The sequence below is a fragment of the Empedobacter sp. GD03739 genome, assembly GCF_029843245.1.
In the GTDB taxonomy this organism is placed as follows: domain Bacteria; phylum Bacteroidota; class Bacteroidia; order Flavobacteriales; family Weeksellaceae; genus Empedobacter; species Empedobacter falsenii_B.
This window is the reverse complement of record NZ_JAOCHX010000008.1, coordinates 44113-65985: the sequence shown is the minus strand read 5'-3', so window position 1 is coordinate 65985 and position 21873 is coordinate 44113. Positions and strand designations below refer to the sequence as shown.

General features: G+C 32.0%; 25 protein-coding genes and 1 tRNA gene. 21 read left to right on the top strand and 5 right to left on the bottom strand.

Features of this window, described 5'->3' with window-relative positions; all coding sequences use genetic code 11:
- Window positions 1–52: 52 nt before the first annotated feature.
- Genes N5E64_RS04445 through N5E64_RS04430 form a run of 4 tightly spaced genes read left to right on the top strand, consistent with a single transcriptional unit; the run spans window position 53 to window position 4544 of the window.
- Window positions 53–619 (top strand): potassium-transporting ATPase subunit C, encoded by a 567-nt coding sequence (locus N5E64_RS04445; protein WP_280035958.1) that lies wholly within the window; start codon window positions 53–55, stop codon window positions 617–619.
- A complete protein-coding gene (locus N5E64_RS04440; protein WP_280035956.1) occupies window positions 619–1692 on the top strand; it encodes a porin in 1074 nt (357 codons plus the stop codon). Before N5E64_RS04445 ends, N5E64_RS04440 begins: the two co-directional genes overlap by 1 nt.
- Window positions 1693–2823: a sensor protein KdpD gene (locus N5E64_RS04435; RefSeq protein ID WP_280035955.1), complete on the top strand. Its 1131-nt coding sequence runs from the start codon at window positions 1693–1695 to the stop codon at window positions 2821–2823. It abuts the gene before it with no gap.
- Window positions 2820–4544 (top strand): ATP-binding protein, encoded by a 1725-nt coding sequence (locus tag N5E64_RS04430; RefSeq protein WP_280035953.1) that lies wholly within the window; start codon window positions 2820–2822, stop codon window positions 4542–4544. Before N5E64_RS04435 ends, N5E64_RS04430 begins: the two co-directional genes overlap by 4 nt.
- 56 nt (window positions 4545–4600) lie before the next feature.
- On the opposite strand, the gene N5E64_RS04425 is transcribed toward N5E64_RS04430, so the two are convergent.
- Window positions 4601–4685 (bottom strand) — tRNA-Ser (locus tag N5E64_RS04425).
- A gap of 176 nt (window positions 4686–4861) precedes the next feature.
- On the opposite strand from N5E64_RS04425, the gene N5E64_RS04420 reads away from it, so the two are divergent.
- Window positions 4862–5284 carry a GNAT family N-acetyltransferase gene (locus N5E64_RS04420; protein ID WP_114999301.1) on the top strand — a complete coding sequence of 141 codons (423 nt, stop codon included), beginning with the start codon at window positions 4862–4864 and terminating at the stop codon, window positions 5282–5284.
- A gap of 41 nt (window positions 5285–5325) precedes the next feature.
- A complete protein-coding gene (locus N5E64_RS04415; RefSeq protein ID WP_280035951.1) occupies window positions 5326–6495 on the top strand; it encodes an MFS transporter in 1170 nt (389 codons plus the stop codon).
- On the opposite strand, the gene N5E64_RS04410 is transcribed toward N5E64_RS04415, so the two are convergent.
- Window positions 6482–6868, bottom strand: a complete 387-nt coding sequence (locus tag N5E64_RS04410) for a hypothetical protein (RefSeq protein WP_280035950.1) — start codon at window positions 6866–6868, stop codon at window positions 6482–6484. The two genes, N5E64_RS04415 and N5E64_RS04410, sit on opposite strands and share 14 nt — an antisense overlap.
- Before the next feature lie 253 nt (window positions 6869–7121).
- Here N5E64_RS04410 and N5E64_RS04405 point away from each other — a divergent pair, with 253 nt between their 5' ends.
- Window positions 7122–7358 carry a hypothetical protein gene (locus N5E64_RS04405; RefSeq protein ID WP_219034542.1) on the top strand — a complete coding sequence of 79 codons (237 nt, stop codon included), beginning with the start codon at window positions 7122–7124 and terminating at the stop codon, window positions 7356–7358.
- A gap of 161 nt (window positions 7359–7519) precedes the next feature.
- Here the strand turns inward: N5E64_RS04405 and lysA are convergent, their stop codons facing one another.
- Both lysA and N5E64_RS04395 read right to left on the bottom strand, forming a co-directional pair.
- A complete protein-coding gene (gene lysA / locus N5E64_RS04400; protein ID WP_125350173.1) occupies window positions 7520–8731 on the bottom strand; it encodes a diaminopimelate decarboxylase in 1212 nt (403 codons plus the stop codon).
- Between the two features lie 162 nt (window positions 8732–8893).
- On the bottom strand, window positions 8894–10027 hold the full coding sequence (locus N5E64_RS04395) for an MBL fold metallo-hydrolase (RefSeq protein WP_280035947.1): 1134 nt from the start codon (window positions 10025–10027) through the stop codon (window positions 8894–8896).
- A 128-nt stretch (window positions 10028–10155) separates the two neighbouring features.
- On the opposite strand from N5E64_RS04395, the gene N5E64_RS04390 reads away from it, so the two are divergent.
- Genes N5E64_RS04390 through N5E64_RS04380 form a run of 3 tightly spaced genes read left to right on the top strand, consistent with a single transcriptional unit; the run spans window position 10156 to window position 11754 of the window.
- The gene (locus N5E64_RS04390; RefSeq protein ID WP_280035945.1) at window positions 10156–10704 is read left to right on the top strand and encodes a YeeE/YedE family protein; all 549 of its coding nucleotides are present in this window, start codon (window positions 10156–10158) and stop codon (window positions 10702–10704) included.
- A gap of 4 nt (window positions 10705–10708) precedes the next feature.
- Window positions 10709–11122, top strand: a complete 414-nt coding sequence (locus N5E64_RS04385) for a YeeE/YedE family protein (protein WP_221856328.1) — start codon at window positions 10709–10711, stop codon at window positions 11120–11122.
- 2 nt (window positions 11123–11124) lie between these two features.
- Entirely contained in the window at window positions 11125–11754 is a 630-nt protein-coding gene (locus N5E64_RS04380) for a Crp/Fnr family transcriptional regulator (RefSeq protein ID WP_280035941.1), read from the top strand.
- Between the two features lie 56 nt (window positions 11755–11810).
- Here the strand turns inward: N5E64_RS04380 and N5E64_RS04375 are convergent, their stop codons facing one another.
- Complete coding sequence (locus tag N5E64_RS04375; RefSeq protein WP_280035940.1) at window positions 11811–12017, bottom strand: helix-turn-helix transcriptional regulator; 207 nt, start codon at window positions 12015–12017, stop codon at window positions 11811–11813.
- A 275-nt stretch (window positions 12018–12292) separates the two neighbouring features.
- Here N5E64_RS04375 and N5E64_RS04370 point away from each other — a divergent pair, with 275 nt between their 5' ends.
- The 11 genes from N5E64_RS04370 (at window position 12293) to ureA (ending at window position 21858) form a co-directional block, all read left to right on the top strand.
- Window positions 12293–12613, top strand: a complete 321-nt coding sequence (locus tag N5E64_RS04370) for a hypothetical protein (RefSeq protein ID WP_280035938.1) — start codon at window positions 12293–12295, stop codon at window positions 12611–12613.
- 87 nt (window positions 12614–12700) lie between these two features.
- Window positions 12701–13048, top strand: coding sequence for a hydrogenase maturation nickel metallochaperone HypA (locus N5E64_RS04365; RefSeq protein ID WP_280035935.1), 348 nt, complete (start codon window positions 12701–12703; stop codon window positions 13046–13048).
- Between the two features lie 20 nt (window positions 13049–13068).
- The gene (gene hypB, locus N5E64_RS04360; RefSeq protein WP_280035932.1) at window positions 13069–13788 is read left to right on the top strand and encodes a hydrogenase nickel incorporation protein HypB; all 720 of its coding nucleotides are present in this window, start codon (window positions 13069–13071) and stop codon (window positions 13786–13788) included.
- Window positions 13789–13800: 12 nt separating this feature from the next.
- On the top strand, window positions 13801–14265 hold the full coding sequence (locus N5E64_RS04355; protein ID WP_115000026.1) for an urease accessory protein UreE: 465 nt from the start codon (window positions 13801–13803) through the stop codon (window positions 14263–14265).
- A gap of 3 nt (window positions 14266–14268) precedes the next feature.
- Window positions 14269–15294, top strand: coding sequence for an ABC transporter substrate-binding protein (locus tag N5E64_RS04350; protein ID WP_115000027.1), 1026 nt, complete (start codon window positions 14269–14271; stop codon window positions 15292–15294).
- A complete protein-coding gene (locus tag N5E64_RS04345; RefSeq protein ID WP_280035930.1) occupies window positions 15284–16297 on the top strand; it encodes an iron ABC transporter permease in 1014 nt (337 codons plus the stop codon). Before N5E64_RS04350 ends, N5E64_RS04345 begins: the two co-directional genes overlap by 11 nt.
- Window positions 16297–17064 (top strand): ABC transporter ATP-binding protein, encoded by a 768-nt coding sequence (locus N5E64_RS04340; RefSeq protein WP_038336657.1) that lies wholly within the window; start codon window positions 16297–16299, stop codon window positions 17062–17064. Before N5E64_RS04345 ends, N5E64_RS04340 begins: the two co-directional genes overlap by 1 nt.
- Window positions 17065–17071: 7 nt before the next feature.
- A complete protein-coding gene (locus tag N5E64_RS04335) occupies window positions 17072–17626 on the top strand; it encodes a GNAT family N-acetyltransferase (protein WP_280035927.1) in 555 nt (184 codons plus the stop codon).
- A complete protein-coding gene (locus tag N5E64_RS04330; RefSeq protein WP_280035926.1) occupies window positions 17604–20033 on the top strand; it encodes a TonB-dependent receptor in 2430 nt (809 codons plus the stop codon). Before N5E64_RS04335 ends, N5E64_RS04330 begins: the two co-directional genes overlap by 23 nt.
- A 27-nt stretch (window positions 20034–20060) precedes the next feature.
- Entirely contained in the window at window positions 20061–20843 is a 783-nt protein-coding gene (locus N5E64_RS04325; RefSeq protein ID WP_280035925.1) for a DUF2490 domain-containing protein, read from the top strand.
- 712 nt (window positions 20844–21555) lie between these two features.
- Window positions 21556–21858 carry an urease subunit gamma gene (ureA, locus tag N5E64_RS04320; protein ID WP_038336653.1) on the top strand — a complete coding sequence of 101 codons (303 nt, stop codon included), beginning with the start codon at window positions 21556–21558 and terminating at the stop codon, window positions 21856–21858.
- Window positions 21859–21873 lie beyond the last annotated feature (15 nt).

The window sequence follows — 21873 nt, the reverse complement described above, 5'->3', positions numbered from 1 at the left end:
TTCAATATTCTATTAATAAATTCAAAACAGCAATTTTTAAAACTAATACAAAATGAAACAAAATAGTATAAAAGCAATTTTACTAACATTTAGCTTAATGCTCCTTTTAATGGTATTATATCCGTTAGCTATGTGGGGAATTGCCCAACTTTCTCCAAATCAAGGAAAAAGTTTTTTAGTTGCCGATAAAAACAATCAGCACTATTACGAAAATATTGGACAATCGTTTTCAAAAGATCATTATTTCTGGGGGCGACCATCTGCTGTAGATTACAATGCAGCAGGTTCTGGCGCAAGTAACAAAGGATCAAATAATGAAGAATATTTGCAAGAAGTTGAAAAACGCTTAAATGATTTTCTTCAAAAAAATCCAACGGCAAAAAAAGAAGACGTTCCTGTAGATTTAATTACGGCTAGTGGAAGTGGTTTAGATCCTAATATTTCAGTTCAAGGAGCAATTGTGCAAGTTGATCGAATTACAAAAGCACGAGGTTTAGATCCCGAAAAAGTAAAAGAATTGATTGATAACCAAATTGAAAAACCTTTATTAGGAAGTTTAGGTCCTGATAAAATCAATGTCTTAAAACTGAATATCGAATTGGATAAATTATCGAAATAATGAAAAAAATACTTGCTTTTGGTTCTTTTATTTTGGGTTTAAATGTTCAAGCTCAAAACGATTCTATTCAGAAATTAAAACTTTCTGGTTATGCAGAAGTTTATTATACGTACGATTTTAATCAACCAAAAAATAATCAGCTTCCTAATTATTTGTATTCGTTTAATCGACACAATGAGGTGAATTTAAACTTCGGAACAATTCAATTGCAATACACTGATGAACGAATTCGAGGAAATCTTGCTTTAATGGCAGGAACTTATACGCAATCAAACCTTGCTTCAGAACCTGATGGTTTAAGAAATATTTACGAAGCAAATATTGGTGTCAAACTTTCAAAGAATAAAAACTTGTGGCTAGATGCAGGTATTATGCCTTCTCACATTGGATTTGAAAGCGCAATTGGTGCTAATGTAGCAACACTTACACGAAGTATTCAAGCAGAGAATTCACCGTATTTTTCAACTGGTGTTAAGCTGAGTTATATTTCGCCTAATAACAAATGGGCAATGAGTTTGCATTATTTAAATGGTTGGCAACGTATCAAGCGTCTTGATGGTAATTCAACACCAGCTTTTGGACATCAAATTACTTACACACCAAATGAAAAATTTTCGATCAACAGCAGTTCGTTTATTGGTAGCGATACTCCTGATTCTTTGCGTCAAATGCGTTATTTCCATCATCTTTATGCTGTTTTTAAACCTATTAAAAAGCTTTCAATAACCGCAGGTTTTGATATTGGTGCACAACAAAAATCGAAAGGATCAGACAGTTATAATATTTGGTACAGTCCTATTTTAGTTGGGCAATATACATTCAATGAAAAATGGTCTGCAACTGCACGTGCCGAATATTATGCTGACGAAAAAGGTGTAATAATCTCAACGAATACACAAAATGGTTTCAAAACAGTTGGCTTTTCTTTGAATTTAGATCATTATTTTACAAATAATTTGATGTGGAGAACAGAAATTAGAAATTTTTCGAGTAAAGATGATATCTATTTTCGAAATGATAAAAATGTATCAAATGAAACATTTTTCACAACTTCTTTAGCATTAAAACTATAAATGGAAAAAGAAACACAACATACAGCAGAAGACTTTCTTGCCTTGATTCGGAAATCGAAACGAGGCAAGTTTAAGGTATATATTGGAATGTGCGCTGGCGTTGGAAAATCGTATCGTATGTTGCAAGAAGCACACGAATTGCAAAAAAATAAAATCGATGTAAAAATTGGATATATCGAAACCCATAAACGTGTCGAAACAGAAAATCTTGTTGTAGGATTAACCATAATTCCACGAAAAATAATTTACTACAAAGGTAAATCTGTCGAAGAAATGGATTTGGAAGAAATCCTAAAACAAAGACCCGAAATTGTTATTGTGGACGAATTAGCACATTCTAATGTTTTTGGAAGCAAACATGCGAAACGTTGGCAAGATGTGATGGAAATTTTAGATGCTGGTATCAATGTTATTTCTGCTGTAAATATTCAACATTTAGAAAGTTTGAATAACAGTATTTCCGAAATTACAACAATTGACGTTTCGGAAAGAATTCCTGATATAATTTTGGAACAAGCAGATGAGATTGTAAATATAGATTTAACAGCTGATGATTTAATTGAACGATTAAAAACAGGAAAAATTTATCCGAAAGATAAAATTCAAACGGCTTTAAACAACTTTTTTATTCCTTCAAATATTTTACAATTACGTGAATTGGCTTTAAAAGAAGTTGCTTCTCATGTAGAAAAAAAGGTTGAAACCGAATATGTATCATCTGTTTATGCAAAACCGTCGCGTTTTTTGGCATGCATTAGTAGCAATGATAAAAATGCCAAAACTGTTATTCGAAAAACCGCTCGTTTGGCTGGATATTATAATTCACGTTGGTTTGTATTGTACGTAGAAACGCCAAAAGAACATCCTAATAAAATTGCTTTGGACAAACAACGACATCTCATCAATAATTTAAAATTAGCTACAGAATTAGGTGCTGAAATTATTAAAGTAAAGAATCAACGAGTTTCTACAGCTATCATTCAACAAATTGAATTGCGTAATATTACCACTGTTTGCTTGGGAAAACCAAAGTTAAATTTAATCCAGATTATTTTGGCTACGAATGTATTTAATCAATTACTAAAAAAACTATCTTCGTTACATGTTGATGTGATTATTTTATCAAAATGAGAATTAAAACTAAACTTCGCTTAGGATTAGGCTTGCTGTTTTTATTGATTGTATTATTGGCAGCTGTAGCAACTAGGTCTATTTATTCATTGAAAAATGATACACAAAATATTTTGCATGATAATTACAACTCGTTGATTTATGCAAAAAGTATGATGCGAAATTTAAATGATGCGGAAAACTTTAATTCCAAATCGTTTGAAAAGCAATTAGCAAATCAAGAATTAAACGCAACAGAACAAGGTGAAAAAGAATTGAATCAACAGATTCGAGATAAATTTGATGCTTATAAAGAAGGAAATCATTCTCCAGAACTATTAAAAGATGTTAGAATTTCGCTTTTAGAAATGATGGAAATGAATATGCAAGCCATAGAAATTAAAAGTGAATTTGCTGAAAAGACCGCTAATCAAGCCATTTTATTAATCATTTTCACAGGTATCGCATGTATTTTTATAGCCTTTAATTCTTTAATGAAGATTCCGTCTAATATTGCAAATCCTATTCAAAAATTGACGAATAGTATCAAGGAAATTGCTTCGAATAATTACAAAGAACGCGTGTATTTAGACAAAAAAGATGAATTTGGCGATTTAGCACAATCTTTTAACACCATGGCTTCTAAATTAGAAGAATACAACGAAAGTCATTTAGCAACTATTCTAAAACAAAAAACAAGAATGGAAACGTTGATTAATAATATGCACGATGTTGTAATTGGTTTGGATGAACAAATGCAAGTAATTTTCGCGAATAATGAAGCTGTAAAAGTAACAGGATTATCTGCTAAACAAATGGTAAATAAGGCAGGTAAAGATTTGGCTTTGCACAATGATTTGATTCGATTGTTATTGCAAAATATCGAAACAGAAATTATAAAAGACGAAAAACCTTTGCAAATTGTAGTGGATGAAAAAGAACAATTTTTTACCAAAGAAATTTTTCACATCGAAATAATTCCAACAGGAGAAACGATAAAACAAGTTGTTGGGCATGTGATTATTCTTAGAAACATTACCGAATTTAAAGAACTAGATGCAGCCAAAACACGATTTATTGCTACAGTTTCGCATGAATTTAAAACGCCTATTTCATCTATGGAAATGAGTTTGCAATTGCTTCGAAATAAGCAAATAGGAACATTAAACGAAGAACAAAATGATTTGGTAACTAGTATTGACGATGATGTACATCGTTTATTGCGAATAACAAAAGAATTACTCAACTTAACACAGATAGAAAGTGGTACAATTCAAATGAATAAAACAGAAGTTTTCCCTATCGAAATTGTAGAAAATGCAGTTAAAGCCAATCAAACTTTAGCTGAACAAAAGCATTTAATCATAGAAACGAATATTCCAAATCATTTAGAATCTATAAAAGTTGATCTTGAAAAAACAGCTTGGGTTTTATCAAATCTAATCTCAAATGCAATACATTATTCTCACGAAAATGCTCGAATTTGGATTACTATTGAACAAACAACAACCGAAACATCCTTCAAAGTTAAAGACGAAGGAATTGGGATTCCAACCGAATTTTTACCCAAAGTTTTCGACCGCTATTTTCGTGTACCAGGCACTCACAAAGAAGGTACAGGTTTAGGATTGGCTATTAGCAAAGAATTTATCGAAGCTCAAAAAGGAACGTTGGATGTATTTAGCGAATATGGCGTTGGAAGCGAATTCGTGATGAAGTTATCACAAAAAGAATATTCATAAAATCTATTCGTTTGGCTTGAAAACAAAAAAGCTTGAACCAGTGTTCAAGCTTTTCGCGGAGAGTGAGGGATTCGAACCCCCGGAGGTGTGACCCTCAACAGTTTTCAAGACTGCCGCATTCGACCACTCTGCCAACTCTCCAATAACGCAGTTTATTGCGGTATTGCGAGTGCAAATATAGAACGCTTTTTCGTTTTTCCAAATTCTAAAAACAATTATTTTTAAAATAATTTTTAACAAAATGATTCTCAATAGAATATTTTTATTGTTTTTTTTGAAAAGAGTCGTTTATATCTTTGTTGTAATTAATTTTAGTCATGATTAGAAGAATTGAAGAAGTAGATTTTCCGAGATTGAGAGAGATTTGGGAAAGTGCAGTACTAAACACACACGATTTTTTAGCAAAAGAAGATTTCGAATATTATAAAGAAAATTTACCAAATTATTTTCCGCATGTAACTTTGTTTGGTTACGAGATAGAAAATCAATTGGTAGGATTTGTCGGTGTCGCAGAACAAAATCTCGAAATGTTATTTATTCACAATGATTTTCGACGAAAAGGAGTAGGGAAGGCGTTGTTGGATTTTTCTATTCAAGAATTGCATGTAAAATCTGTCGATGTGAATGAACAAAATCAGCAAGCAATTGATTTTTATTTAAGTCAAGGTTTTAAGGTTATTTCTCGTTCTGAAAAAGATGGTGAAGGAAAAGCTTATCCTATTTTGCATTTGAGTTTATAATTTCGGGAGAGTAGCTTAACTTTGCAAATCATTTTTTAGCCATGCATTCATCAACAGAATTATCATCAACTCAAAAAAATCGCATTCGTTTAGCTGTTTCGCTTTTCTTTTTTTCGCAAGGTTTAGCCTTTTCTTCATGGGCAAGTCGTATTCCGACAATCAAATCAGATTTAGGAATTTCAGAAGGACAATTAGGAACTTTGTTGTTGTTAATGCCGATTGGTCAATTGTGTACAATGGCACTTTCCGGAAAATTAGTAGCGAAATTTGGAAGCAAAAATGTCTTACGAATTGTTGTTTTAATTTATCCTTTGATACTTTGTTGCATAGGTCTAGCTCAAAATTTTTATCAATTAGGTGCTGTGTTATTTTTCTTTGGAGTAATCGGAAACATGTGCAATATTTCGGTGAATACGCAAGGTGTTGAGGTTGAGAAAATATATGGAAAATCGATTATGTCATCTTTTCATGGAGCGTGGAGTATAGCTGGTTTTACGGGTGCTTTGATTGGATTATTGATGATGAATTTGCATGTGAATACATTTTATCATTTTGTGATTATTTATGGCCTAATCATTTTGAGTTGGTTTATTAATAAAAAATATTTAGTCGATTCTACGCCAGCTCCAACAAAGGAAAAGAAATCTATTTTTTCTAAACCAGATACAGTTTTGGTTCAATTGGGAATTATTGGTTTTTTGAGCATGGCAACAGAAGGTGCGATGTTCGATTGGAGTGGAGTTTATTTCCAAGATATTGTAAAAGCACCGCAGAATTTAGTTGTCGTTGGTTATGCTTCGTTTATGGTGATGATGGCGACAGGACGTTTCGTAGGCGATTATTTTATCAGCAAATACGGAAAACAACGCGTGATGCAAATTAGTGGAATTTTGATGTTTTCTGGTTTGATGCTTTCAGTATTTTTTCCTCAATTTATTGTGTGTACAATTGCATTTATGATGGTTGGATTGGGCGTTGCGTGTAATGTGCCAACGGTTTATAGTGTAGCAGGAAAAAACAAAAATGTAAATCCAGGCGTTGCATTAGCAATGGTTTCAAGTATCTCTTTTTTAGGATTTTTGATGGGACCACCACTGATTGGTTATATTGCTGAAGCTTTTGATTTGAGATATTCTTATGCGTTATTTGCTTGTTTTGGATTGATTATGGTTATTATGGTTGGTAGAATGAAAATTTTCAAGACGGAGTAAATTCAGAAGTAGTATATTTTTGAATTAAGTATGGTTTATGAATTTTTAAGTAAAAAATAATTCCGATAAAATAGCAGACAACATCCAATATATCTGCTGTGTAATTTGAAGAAAATTTTGGCATAAGAAATTCTAACAAAAAACTGAGAACGAACGCTGTAATGACCAAATAACTTGTAGGGTAAATATATAATTGATTGTTGTATTTTACTTTCGAAATGATATAACTTCCCAAATGTGTCATTGCAGGAACGGCAAAAATATCTGTCAAATAATGGTTGAGATACTCAATTTCTATGGAATAAATTCGTGTAAGTTTGATGAAAATCCAACTCAGAATATAGAAACTAAAATAAGTATCAAATAGTTTCATTTTTTAGACCACAACAAGAATTATTAACACACAAAAAGCTCCAAGAATCATCAAAAATAGGAAGAAAGCATCGTCTATTAATTTTTGAGAGGTACTTCGTTTGTCTTTTTTTTCTTCCATATACTAACTTTGAGGCAAAAGTATTTAATTCATTTCGAATTGCATAAGACGAATGTCATTGTAAAGTTTTTAAAATTGGATAGATTATATCTTCAAAATATTTTCATAACTTTAAAAAAGTAAATGATTGATAATGAAACCACTTTTATTCTTTCTTTTTCCAATTGCTCTTTTTGCGCAAGAAGTTGCTCAGAATGATAATTTAAAAAATAAATTGTTGATGAATTTTGCTCAACAATCTGGATATTTTGATTTTAAATATTCACAAGATTTATCACTTGAAAAGAACAATGAATTGATGCAAGATTATATCAAAAATTATACAAATCAACAACAAGATGTTTCTCCTTTAAAGCCAGTTGAGAAATGAATTCCTTACGAATATGATGATTCAAAAACATATGAACAAAATTTAGTAAGAAGTGTTATACATGATATATTTTTTAGCAAACCTCTGAAGTTAGGGAAATAAAAAGCCCAATCCTTGAATTGAGCTTTAAAATACTATAAAAATATATAAAAATTCTGAGCTTAGAATTTTATATCCTCTGTTGTTGCGATTAAATCTTGAATTGTTTCGCGACGACGAATTAAATAATCCTTATCGTCAATTAACAAGACTTCCGCAGGTTTGAAACGCGAATTGTAGTTCGAAGCCATCGAGAAACAATATGCTCCAGCATTGTGGAAACACAACACATCTCCTTCGCTAATTTCATTTATTTTACGATTCGATCCAAACGTATCTGTTTCACAAATATATCCCACAACTGTGTAATAACGGCTACGACCTTCTGGATTTGAAATATTTTCAATTTCGTGATGAGCACTATAAAACATTGGACGAATTAAATGGTTGAAACCTGTATCAATTCCTGCAAAAACAGTAGAAGTTGTTTGTTTCACAACATTTACAGTTGCTAAGAAAGATCCTGCTTCAGAAACCATATATTTTCCTGGCTCGAACATTAATGTCAAAGGTTTTCCGTACGCTTTTTCGAACTCATTGAAACGAGCTGATAAACGCTCTCCTAAATATTCAATATCTGTTTCGTCTGCGCCTGGATAGTAAGGAACTTTAAATCCTGATCCAAAATCGATGTAAGATAAATTCTTGAATTCTGCTGCAACTTCAAATAAAATTTCAGCTCCTTGTAAGAAAACATCAATATCTAAAATATCAGAACCTGTATGCATGTGAACACCATCCAAATGTAAACCTGTATTTTCTACAACACGTTTGATATGTGGTAATTGGTGAATAGAAATTCCGAATTTTGAATCAATATGTCCAACCGAAATATTTGCATTTCCACCTGCCATAATATGTGGATTAATACGCACACAAACTGGATATTTAGGAAAATCTTGACCAAATGTTTCTAAAACAGAAAGGTTATCGATATTGATGCGAACACCTAAATCAATTGCTTTTTTAATTTCAGCATACGAAACACCATTTGGCGTATAAATGATTTCTTTTGGTTTGAAACCTGCCATTAATCCCAATTCTACTTCTTGAATAGAAACCGTATCCAATCCTGAACCAAGTGATTTGAAATACTTTAAAATATTAAGATTTGTGTTCGCCTTACATGCATAATTTAACTTTAAACGTTTGACTGTAGAAAATGCATTTGTCATCTTTTCATATTGCGATCTAATTTTGTTCGCATCATATACATACAAGGGCGCACCATATTTTTGCACCAATTCCAATAGACGTTCTCTATTCAGTTCCATTTTGTTTATTTTTTTGTTTAAAGTTAAATTTCAGTTGCCAAAATTACGGAATACAAATGGTTTTCTGAAGATAATTCAGAATAAACTTATTATAAATCAATAATTTCGAATATTGTTTAAAGATTTAAAAAATATTTCGAATATTATTCGGGAATAAATGTTTTAATCCCTCCACCATTCTTTGAAGTTGAAGACAGAATCGTTCAAATTTAGTGGTTCACCAATCATAGGCGTCAAAATATCGAGCTTATTTTGCTTACCATTCTCTATAATTTTTTCCAAAGGTTCGTCCCAAGCATGTTTTGCCAAAGCAAATTTTGCAGCATGTACAGGAATAATATGTTTTGTTTTCAAATCGTTGATAATTACAGGCAAATCTGTTGGTAAAGCATGAATATATTTCCACGCATCATTATATTGACCATTTTCGAGAATTGCAAAATCAAACGGACCATATTTTTCTCCAATTTCTCTGAAATGCGTATCATAACCGCTGTCACCACCTAAAAATATTTTTTGCGTAGGTGTTTCCAATACATAAGAAGTCCAAAGTGTTGTATTTCGTTTAAATTTTCTACCAGAAAAATGACGAGCTGGTGTAAAAGTAATTTTTAAGTCATTTTTTAATAAAACGCTTGTGTTCCATTCTTCTTCGATTAATTGTTCTGGTAGATAATTCCACTTCTCGAAATGTGCGCCAACTCCAAGCGGAAGAATCACTTTCTCCACTTTTGGACGTAATTCTTTCACTGTTTCATAATCCAAGTGATCGTAATGATCGTGTGAAATAACCAAATAATCAATCTTTGGGAAATCTTTTGCGTGATACGTATTTGCTCCTTTAAATGCTTTATTGAAAATTGGTAAAGGCGAACCGTAATCACTAAAAACAGGATCGATTAGGAAATTAACACCATTCAATTGAAAATAATAAGACGAATGTCCCAACCAAATAAACACATTTTCGTTTTTATTGATCGCTTTAATATCTGTTTGAATATGCGGAATAGAATCTTTAGGATTAAGTTTTGGATTTTTCGCACCAAAGAAAAAGTCCCACATCACTTTTTTGGTATCAAAACTTTCAGCAAATGCAGGCGTGTGATGAATATTTTGAAATTGTCCATTTTTATACAACTTCGATTGTTTTATTCGTTCCAATCGTTTTCCAGTTGCATCAGCACCAAAAGTATTCATTTGTAGAACCGCGAAAGTTGCAATTACAAGAATTACAATCAAACTTAATAGGAAGTAAAGCATTCGTTTTAAAACTTTTCGTTTATTGATTTTTTTCATTAATGATCAAATGTATAAAATTCTTGGATTGATTTTGAAATAATATATCTTAAGTAAACTGTAACATTTGTAACTTTCATTTTAATTTTGATTTACCAACTTTGTACACGTTTTAGAAAAAATACAAAATGGAATTTATCTTACAACCTTGGCCATGGTATATTGGCGGACCAATAATCGCAATTGTAATGCTTTTATTGATTTATTTCGGAAAAAGTTTTGGATTTTCATCAAATTTCAGAACGATTTGTTCAGCTTTGGGAGGAGGAAAATCATGTGATTTTTTCTCGTTTGATTGGAAAGCTCAAAAATGGAATTTATTATTCTTAGTTGGCTCAGTAATAGGAGGTTTTGTTTCGGTACATTTTTTATCAGATAATCAAATACCTGAAATTTCAGAAGCTACAATTACAAAATTGAATGCAATGGGATTCGAAAGTGCAGGAAAAGCATATTCTCCAACCGAAATTTTTGAAACGATGTCTGTTAAAAATATTGCTTTATTATTTGTTGGTGGATTATTAATTGGTTTTGGAACGCGCTACGCAGGAGGCTGTACATCTGGGCATGCGATTTCGGGTTTAAGTGATTTGCAGTTACCTTCATTAATCGCTGTTATCGGCTTTTTTATCGGTGGACTTTTGATGGTTCACGTTTTGTTTCCTTTAATTTTTTAATCTCATGAGAAGTTTAGTTTATATCATATTAGGTGTTATCTTTGGTGTAACCATGTACAAGGCAGAAACGGCCTCTTGGTTTCGCATTTTCGAAATGTTCAATTTTCAATCTTTCCACATGTACGGATTTATTGGTTCGGCTTTGGTTGCAGGTTTGATTGGAATACAATGGATGAAAAAGAAAGAAGTAAAAGATATCGATGGTGAAAAAATTGTGATTCAACCCAAAACGAAATCAATTGCTCGTTATTTGATCGGAGGAATTTTCTTCGGATTAGGTTGGGCTTTAGTTGGCGCTTGTCCTGGACCAATATTTGTGTTATTAGGCGCGGGAGTTTATCCAATTTTAATTACAATTTTAGGTGCATTAATCGGTACCTTTCTTTACGGAAAAATTAGAAACAAAATCCCACATTAAACATGATAAAAGAGAAAATAGAAACAACTTATCCATATCAATTTGAAGAAGAATTATTGAATGAAATCGATGAATTAGGATCTTTGATAGAATTTAAAGTGAATGATGTGATGATAGATTTGAACCAATTTATCAAAGGAATGCCAATTCTTTTGAGTGGTGCAATCAAGATTATGCGCGAAGATTTTGATGAAGGAGAACTGTTGTTGTATTTTCTCGAAAAAGGTGATACATGTGCTATGACGATGGCGTGTTGTTTGGGTGATAAACAAAGTAAAATACGTGCTGTAGCCGAAACTGATGGAGAACTGGTGATGATTCCGATTGTAAAAATGGACGAATGGTTGGCAAAATACCCATCGTGGAGACGTTTTATTTTTGATAGTTACAATAATAGAATGGAGGAAATGTTGGTAGCGATTGACAATTTAGCTTTTAATGATATGAACGAACGTTTGAAGAAATATCTGTTGGATGTCGCAAGTATCAACAAAGGTAAAGTTGTGGTAAAAACACATCAAGAAATTGCTTATGAGCTCAATACTTCTCGTGTTGTTATTTCTCGTTTATTAAAAGCTTTAGAAAAGGAAGGTTTTCTTCAATTAAACCGAAACGAAATCACGATTAAGTAAGAAATTATTTAAAAAAATATAAAAAGGAATCTCAATATTGAGTTCCTTTTTTTGTTTTAATCTTCCATATAGTCAATAATATCACCTGGTTTGCAATCTAAAGCTTTGCAAATTGCATTCAAAGTTTCGAAACGAATTGCTTTAGCTTTTCCATTTTTTAGGATAGATAAGTTGGATAACGTAATACCAACTTTTTCACTCAATTCATTTAGCGACATTTTTCGTTTTGCCATCATGACATCTAAATTGATAATAATCGCCATAATTTATATCGTTAAATCGTTTTCTTGTTTCATTTGAATATTTTTAAATAAAATTTAGTTTCCATATTTAGTAATTATTTATTTTTCAAATTGAATATAAATATTTTGAATTACAAAATAAATTTATTGTAAAACAATAAAAATGTATCGATAAACAATTTTAAATTCGTTTTTGTAAACGAAATAATTTTTATTGATTTGTAACGTTTTTGAACATTTATCCTCTATTTTGAATAATCCTTTGGGTAGAATGTTGTAGTACCTTTACACTCGAAATGAAAGCGATTAGTTACATAGCAGCTGTACTTCTTTTATTTGTTCTGTTAGTTAATGTCAACAAAACAAATCAAAATCATGCACCTAAAAATGTCGAAAATCTAACTTCAAAATTTCACGATTCAGAGAAAGTGATATTCAACACAATGATAGAAGAGTCTAAAACGAATGATTTTTCTTTTGATGAATTTATCAACGCAGATGTTAAATTTAATTTTAATCAGCAGATTTGTGTTCGTGTTTTTTCTGATTTATTTTCTACTTCAACTAATAAAATTTGCCTTTTGAGGCATTATATCTACGGTTTACCATTTATCTGATAAACACGAAGTTTCCTTATATATAACTATTTTCTAAGCATTCATTTTGTTTAGAAAGAGGTAATCTATTCACAAAAATTAAAAATTATGCACGAATTAAGTATTGTCAAAGACATATTTGATACGTTGAACGAGCACTATGATTCGAAGATAGAAGATATAGAAAAAGTTCAAATTACAGCTGGACTTTTATCAAATGTTCAACCTGTTTTAATTCAAAATGCATTTGATGCATTTATAGCTGATAACCAAAATTATAATGAAATCGAGCTAGAGGTTTTGGTCAATGAAATTGTAGCGTATTGCGAAAAATGTCACAAAAATTTCAAAGTCAACTATCACAAATTTGTTTGCGAAGATTGTTCAACACCATCCAGCACAATTGTCAAAGGAAATGAGCTTTTTATCTCGCAAGTCATCTTTAAAAATAAATAATCATTAAACATATTTCAATTATGTCAACAAATACACAAAATCCAAAAAGTCTTGGGAATAGAGTAGGATCTGTTCAATGCGACAACACAACTTTACATTTATTAAAAGCCAACGATTATGTTGCAAATGCAATTCGCGAACGTCTGAAAGATGTTTGTATCATCAATGTTTGTTCGTCTCCAGGATCAGGAAAAACAACGTTGTTACAAGAAATTGGAAAACGTTTGAGTAAAGAATTGAATATTTCTGTTTTAGTTGGTGATCCAGAAACGGAGCGTGATGCAGTTCGTATGCGCGAAGTAGGAATCAATGCTTTACAAATTGTAACAGGCGGAATGTGTCATATCGAAGCGCAAATGATTTTACAAGCTTTGGATCATATTAATTTGGATGGAACAGATTTATTATTTATCGAAAATGTAGGAAATCTTCTTTGTCCATCTGCTTTTGATTTAGGTGAAGATTATCGTGTTACACTTATCGCTACAACTGAAGGTGATGACAAACCAAAGAAATATCCACGTATGTTCTTAACAAGTGAATTGATGTTGGTTTCTAAATCAGATTTATTACCATATGTTCCTTTTTCTATCGAGGCGGTTACAAAGGATGCAAGAGAGGTTAATCCAAACTTAGAAGTGCAAACAATCAGTACGTTGAATGGAGAAGGAATTGACGAATGGTGTCAATGGTTGAAAGAGAAAGTTCAGTTGAAAAAAGAAGCTGCACAACAAAAATAATAGATCGAAACAATGGAAAATCAGTTGGTAATTATAGATGAAATTCAGTCAAAAACTGAAGAAGTGGAAAATATTTTGGATCAATTAACGATTGAATGGTTTGAGATTCGAAAACAAAAAATTACGAGAAAAACAACTGCTGGTTTAACATTAGAACTTCGATTACAAACTAAAAATGAGTGGCAGAACGGCGATCGATTATTTCATGAAAACAAATTAATAGCTTTAGTTTACATAAAACCTTGTTTGTGTATTCAGTTTTCTGCAAAGTCGAAGTCCGATGCCGCTGATTTTTGTTACTTCGTTGGCAATCGTCACCTTCCTATTTATTGGAAAAACGACGACGATAATCAACTTTTGCTTCCTTATGATGGTCGTATGTACGAGCAACTTTTGACTCGTTATCAAGATAAAATACAACTTGTCGAAGCACAATTAATCAGTGAATTTTTATTAAAAAATTTGGTAAAAAATTAAACCATGAATTGTAAAATATTTCATCGTATAACCCTTATTTTATCATTCTTTATTTTCTTTCAAAGTTGTCATTCTTCTTCTTCAAAAAAGAGCGAACGACAAGGTGAAATAAAAGCGGAAGATAGTCGTGGAAAAATGGTTTTGTTACCACAAGAAGCAAAACGAGTGATTGTACTTTTTGAACCTTCTTTGGACGAAATTTACATGTTGCACGCCGAAGATAAAGTGGTTGGAATTCCGCAACAAGTTTTTCAGAATGAAGATAAATTTGAGTTCTATGCAAAATTAGATGAGCGAATTAAAAATAAAACAATTGCGACGCCAACTTTTGGAGGTGGATCAAGTAATATCGAAACAATTGTTGGTTTGCAACCTGATTTAGCGATTGTTTATGAACAAAATATCGAAACAATTCAGCAATTAGAAGAATTAAATATTCCAGTTTTTACCGTTTCAAGTTTAAGTCAAGATAAGATTTACAAAGAATTGCTTGGAATGGGAACTTTATTAGGAAAAAAACAGCGTGCAGAAGAAGTGGTTTCTTATGTAAAAGCAGAGGCTAAAAAGTTGAAAGCTTCTGTAAATGAAAAACCTAAAAAAGTCTATTATGCGTGGTCTAAAGGACGTATTTTTTCGACATCTGGAAAAGGAACTTTATTAGATTTAGCGATCAAATTATCGGGTGCAGAAAATGCTTGTCCATTAGAAATGGAATCGCCAAATGTTGGTGCAGAATCGATCTATAAATGGAATCCAGATTTGATTGTTCTTTGGAATTCGAGCCTTGATGAGGTGTATCAACTAAAAGAATTGGATGCTTTGCCAGCGGTAAAATCAAAACAAGTTTTCGCTATGAATCCTGCGTTTTATTACGATCCGCATACAGTTAAGTTTTTATTATTTGCCAAACAACTTCGCAATTGGTGTTATCCTTCGGCTTATTCGACGGAACAATTAGATAAAGAGGTACAAAATGATATCATGCAATTGTACCAAAAACCAGATTTATACAAGAAAAATGCAATCTAAATTGAAATCTTACGGTCTACTTTTGATTTTACCACTTACGGTTGTCATTCTTTCTATGACAATGGGCGCAACGAATTTTGTAGGTATTTCGGAGTTGATTCGTTACAGTTCATCTGCAATGAGCAAGTTAATTTCGGGAACAACTAATTTACCTCAATCAAGTATAGAAACTATTTTGTGGCAAGTTCGTTTACCTCGTATTGTATTAACGTTTATTGTTGGTGCAGCTTTGGCATCTTCTGGAAATGTTTTACAGGCAATTTTCAGAAACCCAATTGTAGATCCATTTACATTAGGTATATCATCTGGTTCTGCTGTTGGCGCAGCTTTAGCAATGGTTGTTCCTGTATTATCTATCAATATTTCAGCATTTGTATTTGGAATTTGCGCTGTTTTATTAACGTATTTAATTTCTAAAACAAACGTCAAAAGTTCGTTAATCAATATGGTTTTATCAGGAATGATAATTTCTGGAGTTTTTACAGCTGTTTTGACACTTTTACAATACATCAGCGATCCATACAAATTGCAAATGATTGTGCAATGGACGATGGGAAATTTACATACAGCTTCTTGGGAAAAAGTAGAAATTGCTTTTTATCCGATTTTAATTGGTTTAACCATTATTATTTTATTCCGTTGGAAACTCAATTTATTGTCTTTGGGCGATGAAGAAGCGCTTGCAGTTGGCGTAAAACCAGGACTTTTGAAGGTTGTTTTGATAGGTGTTGCAACTTTAATTACAGCCGCTTGTGTTGCTGCAGTTGGTGTGATAAGTTTATTTGGATTAATTGTTCCACATATTAGTCGAATGTTTTTTGGACCAAATAACGAAAAAACGGTTTGGGCAAATATTAGTATTGGCGGAACTCTTCTTTTAGTAATCGATGATTTTTCGAGAACGGTAATGCCTTTTGAGATTCCGGTTGGTGTTTTTACAATGTTGATTGGTGCACCAATTTTTATTTATCTGATGAGAAAAAACGCAGCAAATTGGAACTAATGAAAGCAATAGTTAACATACAAAATTTATCGTTTACGTACGGAAAAGATAAAATTCTGAATGATGTAAATGTCAATTTTTCTGAAGCAAAATTATCTGTTGTGATGGGAAAAAACGGAAGTGGAAAATCAACTTTGTTTAACATCATTGCAGGTTTGGAGAAGAAATACGACGGAAATGTTTTCATTGGAAATGAAGAACGTAGAAAGATAAAAATTGGATCATCTTCGCTTCGTTTAGGTTTTATGACGCAGTTTCATCAAACTACTTTTCCGTTCAAAGTTTTTGATGTAGTGATGACTGGTCGCGCTTCTTTTTCGAGATTTTCTCCTAAAAATGAAGATTATCAAATTGTTGAAGAAATGTTGACGAAGTTTAATTTATGGCATTTAAAAGACAAAGCTTATACTTCGCTTTCTGGTGGAGAAAGACAATTGGTGTTGTTGTGTCGTGTTTTGGTTCAAAATCCAGATGTTTTGATGTTAGACGAACCAACGAATCACTTGGATTTACATTACCAAGTTTTGGTTTTAGAAACCTTACAAGAACTTGTCAAGCAAGGAAAAACAGTGCTTTGTGTGATGCATGATCCTAATTTGGCATTTATGTATGGTGATCAATTTTATATGATGAAAAATCATCAATTGGTTGATTTAGAAAATTATAATCAAGAAGAAATTAAAAATATTCTGCAAGAAACGTATCAATTGCCTTTATTGAATTTAACTCATCAAGGAAAACAATTGTTTGTGCCACAATTAAAATAAAAATTGAATGAAAAATATAAAAATTACACCTGTTGAAACTCATCAGGTCGAAGAAATATTGCCTTATGTGATCGAGTTTAGACGCGATTTATTTCCAACATTAGATCCGACAATTGTTCCAAAAGACTTGTTGAATTTTATATCAAATTACATCGAAAGCCAAACAGGAATTTTTCTTCAGGCGCGTGATGAAAACAATAAAATTATTGGCGTTATCGGTATGATGCCTTTCGATTATCGTTTTCCTCATCTTTCTGTTGGTAAAGAAAAAACGGTTGAGGTTGCTCGTTTGTTTGTCGAACCAGCTTATCGTCGATTTGGTTTGGGAACGCAATTGTTTCAGGAATTGGAAAAACAAGCGCATCAAAAAAATATTCATCGTTTGTATTTGCACACGCATCCAAGTTTACCAGGAGCGTATGAGTTTTGGTTGAAACAAGGTTTTGATTTGATGATGTTTTGCGAAGAATCAAATTTTCCGACTTATCACATGCAAAAAGAGATTGGTACAATTGATTTAAAAAATAATATTTCTCAAAATGAAAACATCTTTCATGTATAAAATTATCACGTTCAGTTTTTTCATTTTTCTTGGAATAACAGCTACTGCACAAGAAGCAAAAATGATTTTTGGTAAAATTCTAAATCAAGAAGACCAACCAATTTCGAATGCAATTATTTCGATTGAAAATGACACGTACAACGTAGAAACTGCTGAAAATGGAGAGTTTAAATTCGAAAAAGAAGTTCAACTTCCGTTGACAATTTCGATTATGGCTGATGGTTTGAATTCAACAAATTTTGTGATTACAAAACAAAATTGGAACGAGCAAACAGGTCTTAAAATCTATTTATCAAAGGAATCGACACAATTAGGAGAAGTTTTAATTAGTTCGGATAAAAAGAATTCATATTATCAACATACGATCACTTTTGATGGAAAATTGAATGGAAATCTGAAAGATTTACCACAGACAATTAGTATTGCGAATCGCCAATTGATGGACGATAAACAAGCGTTTAAAGTTTCGGATATGGTGCATGATTTATCGGGTGTTAATCAAGCTTCATCTTATGACGATTATACATTGAGAGGTTTTAGCAGCGGATACGGAAATAGTTTGCGTTTGGTGAATGGTTTGCGCTCTGGTTTTGGTTATGGAACAAGTTATTTCAATTCGCCTTTGACGATTAATTTGGAAAGAATCGAGGTTTTGAAAGGTTCGGGAGGAACGTTATTTGGTGATATTGCGCCAGGTGGAACAATTAATTTAGTGAGTAAAAAACCATTGGAAGATTTCAAAGGTGCTGTCAGTTTTTCATCAGGAAGTTTTGAAACTTTGCGTACAACCTTGGATATTGGTGGACCATTGAGTAATAATTTATTTTATAGATTGAATGCAGGTTACCAAACAAGTAAAACATTCAGAAAAAATAACAATCAAAAAATAGTTTCAGTAGCGCCATCTTTTACGTTCAAACCAAGAAAAGGAACACAAATCGATGTGGATTTGACGTACGACAATTTTGATGGTTATTTGGATCGTGGAATGGGTGTGAAACAAACAGATCTATATGCAATCAATCGTTCTTTTACATTGTCTCAACCATCAGATTTTTTCAAAACAGAAACATTTTCATTTCGTACAAAATTGACACAAAAGATTCTAGACAATTTATCATTAACGCTTAATTATTCGAAATCAATTTATAAAGAAAAATTAAACGAACACAGAACGTTGAATAGTTTTGCAGATGCACCATATAACACAATTGTAAACATGCGTTTCTTGTCTCGTGAAGCGACTGATTATACAGATAATGCCGTTGCTTTTTTGAATTATAAATTGCAAAAAGGACAAGTAAAACAAAATATAATTTTTGGTGTTGATTATGCGCAATATAAGCCAGATGCGGACAATCAGCAGAAAGAAGCGAGAAGCAAAGAGGTGAATGGAGAAATTGTTCCGTTGACATTTGATTTGAATCATCCAATTTACGAATCGAAAGATTTATCTTCCTACAAATGGTTAAAACAAGCGTCTTTTCCATTTTTGAGTTCTTACAAAACAACAGGCGTTTATGTACAAGATCAGGTAAAGTTTAATCGATTAGAAATGTTATTTGGTTTGCGTTACGAGCATTATACATCAGAAAGTGCAGATCCAAAAACGCCTTATTCAGCAACTCAAGATACATGGTTACCTCGTGTGGGATTGACATATAAAGTAACGCCAACAATAAATTATTTCGCTAATTATTCGCAAGGTTATGTGCCAATTGCTGCTGATTATGTAGCAAATTACAAAAATTATGGTGCTGATAAACCATTCAAATCAGAGAGAAGTTTCCAAGTAGAAACAGGATTGAAAACAGAATTTTTCAAGAAGAAATTGCAAATAGATTTAGCGCTTTATCAAATTCAACGCAATGATATGATGATGCCAACAGGACAATTGAGCGATGCTGGTTTTCCTGTTTATCGTCAATCGGGGAAAGTTTCTTCGAAAGGTTTGGAGCTTGATTTACGTGGACAATTGCATCGTAATTTACAAATGAGTTTCAATTATACGTACACAGACACAAAGGTTAAAGCTTCTTCTGTTGCTTCGGAAGTTGGAATGCCTTTGCCAAATGCACCGAAAAATATGGCGAATGTATGGCTGAAATATTCGGTTTTACATGATACGTTCAAAGGTTTAGGATTTGGTCTTGGCGCTTCTTATGTAAGTGATCGACGTATGGAAAATTCTGTTGGGAAAAATGCACAAGGTAATGCTGAGTGGGGATTTTTGCCAGATTACACAGTGGTAAATGCTGCAATTTATTATGATTTGAACCCATTAAAAATTTCAGTACAGTTCAACAATATTTTCGACAAATATTATTTCCAAGGAGGAATTGATTACACGCGCGTTTTCCCTGGATCTCCAAGTAATATGATGGCTACGTTAAGCTATTCATTCTAATAAAAATAAAACAAACAAAACATAAAAATGATTTCAATTACACGCAAAATAAGCATTGTTGCTGCCTTTTTATTCACGATTAGTAATAGTTTTGGACAACTAAGTCCTCCAGGTTTAGGGAAAGCTAAAACCGCTTCTTGGGCTGCTTTTGGCGTGCAACATAAGTTAGATTCTACAGGAAATAAATATGCGGTTGCATATGTTGGAATGGGACGAAAAAGTTCGCCAGATAATTATAATCCAGTTGATAAACCTGCAATTTTAGTCTTGAATTATGAGATTTACAATAAATACAAGTCTAATCAACAATATAGTTATGCGATAAGCTATCGTCGTCAAAATGAATTTGATTCCGAAGCACCTTTTCACAAAGAAGGAATAGAGCAGGAGTTTAGAGTTTATGGGCGTTATGCGTATACTGCGAATTTAGGAAAGTTGAAATGGAAGAATACAATTAGACAAGAATTCAGAAAGTTTTTTGATGCTGATTTTAATGAAGTTGACGAAAATTTTCAGTTAAGAACACGTGTAAAATCGCAATTAACGTATCCAATTTCTGATAAGAATAAGCAATCTTTAGCGCTTAGTGCCGAAGGTTTGTTTGCGACGAGTTATATGAACGATGTGGAAAAACATTGGACAAAATATGCGTACAAAGAAACGCGTTTGGGACTTTATTATATGTTCCAAATTCCGAATTCTCCGTTGACGATGGATATTGGTTATGTTAACAACTTGATTAGGAATTATTCAGAAGCTAAATCGGGTGTGCATTATGTTGCAGTTGATTTGGTTTGGAAGCTTCCGTAGAAATTAAATAAGTGATTTCGGGTGGTAATGATTTATTTTAATAAATAATTAAAATATTGAAATTAAATACATTAATCATTTTAAAGTAAGATTAAATTTTATTCATCAAAGGTTTTAGAATAGTCAAAAAGAATAAAATTGTCACGTTTTTGAATATTTATCTGATTTTTTAAATAAGAAACGAACAAAGTAAAACGTCTAATTTTACATCATTAATGAAAAAGGTTTTCTCTATAGTATTTTTAATGTTATTTATTACGTTTGTAATAAGTATCTCGAAGTTTTCTCAAACGAGAAGTCTTGTCGAGTCGCATAGAGAACACACAGAACAAATAGATTGTGGAACAAAATTATCTACTCAATTTAATAATTTCAATCTATTATCAGTTGATGAAAATAAATCAGAATCAGAAATTTTTACATTCGATTGTGATTTGTTTGTTCGCTTTTTGGCTATTTATTTTCATCAAACCTTTTATCAAAAAATATCGGAAACAGTTGAAGTTAAGACTTTAAAAAAATTACCGAAATACATCTTATTTCATTCGCTACAAATCGATTACAAATAATTAATTTTTATTAATCTACAATAGATTTCATTGTTTTTAACAAAGCAATGAAGGATTCTTATTGTCAAAATTCAACATATTCATACACAAATTGTTTACATCAATGTGTAGAATAAATATCTAATTTTTTAAAAAATAAAAAAATGCATTTAACACCACGCGAATTAGAAAAGCTAATGTTACATACTGCTGGAGAGCTTGCGTTGAAACGTAAAGCAAGAGGCGTAAAATTAAATTATCCAGAATCTATTGCGCTTATCAGCCACTTTATTTTGGAAGGTGCAAGAGATGGGAAACGAGTTGCAGAATTGATGCAAGAAGGTGCAAACATCTTAACAACTGACGATGTAATGCCAGGAGTTGCAGAAATGATACACGATGTACAAGTGGAGGCGACTTTTCCTGACGGAACAAAGTTGGTAACGGTTCATAATCCTATTCGTTAATTCTAAAAAATAAAA

Bases quoted from the DNA above. Each gene is read 5' to 3' on its own strand.
- N5E64_RS04375 (WP_280035940.1), bottom strand. From the start codon at position 12,017: ATGGCGATTATTATCAATTTAGATGTCATGATGGCAAAACGAAAAATG.
- ureA (WP_038336653.1), top strand. From the start codon at position 21,556: ATGCATTTAACACCACGCGAATTAGAAAAGCTAATGTTACATACTGCT.
- hypB (WP_280035932.1), top strand. From the start codon at position 13,069: ATGTCAACAAATACACAAAATCCAAAAAGTCTTGGGAATAGAGTAGGA.
- N5E64_RS04350 (WP_115000027.1), top strand. From the start codon at position 14,269: ATGAATTGTAAAATATTTCATCGTATAACCCTTATTTTATCATTCTTT.
- N5E64_RS04410 (WP_280035950.1), bottom strand. From the start codon at position 6,868: ATGAAACTATTTGATACTTATTTTAGTTTCTATATTCTGAGTTGGATT.
- N5E64_RS04430 (WP_280035953.1), top strand. From the start codon at position 2,820: ATGAGAATTAAAACTAAACTTCGCTTAGGATTAGGCTTGCTGTTTTTA.
- N5E64_RS04420 (WP_114999301.1), top strand. From the start codon at position 4,862: ATGATTAGAAGAATTGAAGAAGTAGATTTTCCGAGATTGAGAGAGATT.
- N5E64_RS04335 (WP_280035927.1), top strand. From the start codon at position 17,072: ATGAAAAATATAAAAATTACACCTGTTGAAACTCATCAGGTCGAAGAA.
- N5E64_RS04440 (WP_280035956.1), top strand. From the start codon at position 619: ATGAAAAAAATACTTGCTTTTGGTTCTTTTATTTTGGGTTTAAATGTT.
- N5E64_RS04355 (WP_115000026.1), top strand. From the start codon at position 13,801: ATGGAAAATCAGTTGGTAATTATAGATGAAATTCAGTCAAAAACTGAA.
- N5E64_RS04330 (WP_280035926.1), top strand. From the start codon at position 17,604: ATGAAAACATCTTTCATGTATAAAATTATCACGTTCAGTTTTTTCATT.
- N5E64_RS04445 (WP_280035958.1), top strand. From the start codon at position 53: ATGAAACAAAATAGTATAAAAGCAATTTTACTAACATTTAGCTTAATG.
- N5E64_RS04385 (WP_221856328.1), top strand. From the start codon at position 10,709: ATGAGAAGTTTAGTTTATATCATATTAGGTGTTATCTTTGGTGTAACC.
- N5E64_RS04405 (WP_219034542.1), top strand. From the start codon at position 7,122: ATGAAACCACTTTTATTCTTTCTTTTTCCAATTGCTCTTTTTGCGCAA.
- N5E64_RS04390 (WP_280035945.1), top strand. From the start codon at position 10,156: ATGGAATTTATCTTACAACCTTGGCCATGGTATATTGGCGGACCAATA.
- N5E64_RS04380 (WP_280035941.1), top strand. From the start codon at position 11,125: ATGATAAAAGAGAAAATAGAAACAACTTATCCATATCAATTTGAAGAA.
- N5E64_RS04435 (WP_280035955.1), top strand. From the start codon at position 1,693: ATGGAAAAAGAAACACAACATACAGCAGAAGACTTTCTTGCCTTGATT.
- N5E64_RS04340 (WP_038336657.1), top strand. From the start codon at position 16,297: ATGAAAGCAATAGTTAACATACAAAATTTATCGTTTACGTACGGAAAA.
- N5E64_RS04395 (WP_280035947.1), bottom strand. From the start codon at position 10,027: ATGAAAAAAATCAATAAACGAAAAGTTTTAAAACGAATGCTTTACTTC.
- N5E64_RS04415 (WP_280035951.1), top strand. From the start codon at position 5,326: ATGCATTCATCAACAGAATTATCATCAACTCAAAAAAATCGCATTCGT.
- N5E64_RS04365 (WP_280035935.1), top strand. From the start codon at position 12,701: ATGCACGAATTAAGTATTGTCAAAGACATATTTGATACGTTGAACGAG.
- N5E64_RS04325 (WP_280035925.1), top strand. From the start codon at position 20,061: ATGATTTCAATTACACGCAAAATAAGCATTGTTGCTGCCTTTTTATTC.
- N5E64_RS04345 (WP_280035930.1), top strand. From the start codon at position 15,284: ATGCAATCTAAATTGAAATCTTACGGTCTACTTTTGATTTTACCACTT.
- lysA (WP_125350173.1), bottom strand. From the start codon at position 8,731: ATGGAACTGAATAGAGAACGTCTATTGGAATTGGTGCAAAAATATGGT.
- N5E64_RS04370 (WP_280035938.1), top strand. From the start codon at position 12,293: ATGAAAGCGATTAGTTACATAGCAGCTGTACTTCTTTTATTTGTTCTG.